This window comes from Variovorax cryoconiti (genome assembly GCF_051216395.1).
Classification (GTDB): Bacteria; Pseudomonadota; Gammaproteobacteria; order Burkholderiales; family Burkholderiaceae_C; genus Variovorax.
Genome location: NZ_JBPJZI010000030.1, coordinates 1 through 1,372, shown reverse-complemented (window position 1 = coordinate 1,372; position 1,372 = coordinate 1). Strand labels below are relative to the sequence as shown.

Below are 1,372 nucleotides of genomic sequence, written 5' to 3'. Positions count from 1 at the left end.
AGTTCAGCGACCCGTACTACGTGGCCAAGGAAATGCTGGCCGTGAAGGCTTCCGACCCCGGCACGGCCAAGGCCGACTTCAAGGGCAAGCGCCTGAGCTCGACCAAGGGCTCCACCTCCGAGATGTCGATCAAGATGAACGGCTCTGAGCCGGTCACGTTTCAGGACACGGGCTCGGCCTTCATGGCGGTGCAGCAGAACAAGTCGGTCGGCATGGTCGCCAACACCATGACCATCACCAAGCTGGTCAACCAGTCGAAGACCGAAGGCGTCGCGCTGAAGATGATCAAGGACCCGATGGTGCTCCAGCCCATCGGCATCGGCATGAAGAAGGACGAGCCCGTGCTGCTGTCCAAGGTGAATGCAGCCCTCTACGCGCTGGAGAAGTCGGGCGAGCTCGACCGCCTCTGGGCCAAGTGGCTGGGCCCGAACACCGAATACAAGATGGTGCGCGAAGAGAAGGTCATGCCGCTGGCCGACCTGAAGTTCGAACTGCTGCCCTGAAGCCGGCCTGAGCTGAGCCGCACTAGTCGTAGTTGGTGAAGCGGCTCGGCTCCTGCGTAGGCGCGTTCAGCGGCTGATAGCCCTGGATGTTCTGCAGCAGCGTGCTCGTCGGGTTCGAGCCGATGTTGCCGAAGCCGTTGAACTGGATCTGGAACATCAGCCGCGTGTCGGGCGTCGTGCGGCCCGTTACCAGCCGTTCGAGCACGACACGGCCCACCCAGCAGCAGGCGTTGTATTCCGCGCCGATCAGGCTGTCCGACATTGCGTGATCGTGCAGGCTGTAGCTCAGCCGCCCCACTGCGTACCAGCGTCCCGGGTCCGTGGGCGACTTGTTGCCGAAGAGGCCCCTCGTCAGCTCGCTCAGCGGCCACTGCCAGTTGAAGTCCACCGTCTTCGTGCCGTCGTCCGCGGTCGAGCTGCTGTCCGCCTGGTAGCGGAAGGCCGCGCTCAGGTTGTGATACGGCTCGGGGTTGTAGCGCGCGCTGATTGCCGAACGCTCCGACTTGCGCGTGTCGGGGTTGTACTGCACGAGGGTGTCCAGGCTCCACTTGGGCGTCCAGTTGATCTGGGCGCCCACGAGCAGGTCACTCGCGCGGTCGGTCACCGGCGTGCCGCCGGGCAGCGTGACCTTCTGATCGCTGAAGCGCAGCCGCTGCGCGATGCCGAAGCGCGCGGCCTCGACGCCGGTGGCCGGATCGATCAGGCGCGAGGTCACGCCGAGCGTGAGGGCATTGGTGTCCGAGACGCGGTCACCGCCCGAGAACGCGTTCTCGGTGTAGATGGTCGCAAAGCTGAAGTCGTTGGCCGCCGAATCGTAGTTCGGCAGCATGCTCTGGTTGCGGTACGGCGTGTAGACGTAGTAGGCGCGC

2 protein-coding genes are annotated in these 1,372 nt (G+C 64.7%); one reads left to right on the top strand and one right to left on the bottom strand.

All coding sequences use genetic code 11. The features are described from left to right. Window positions 1-503 (top strand): transporter substrate-binding domain-containing protein (locus ACSFA2_RS25450; protein WP_435458115.1); only part of this gene is annotated, 503 nt, incomplete at its 5' end. Window positions 504-525: 22 nt separating this feature from the next. Here ACSFA2_RS25450 and ACSFA2_RS25445 read toward each other — a convergent pair. Then, a partial coding sequence (locus tag ACSFA2_RS25445) for an LPS-assembly protein LptD (RefSeq protein WP_435458114.1) occupies window positions 526-1,372 on the bottom strand: 847 nt, incomplete at its 5' end.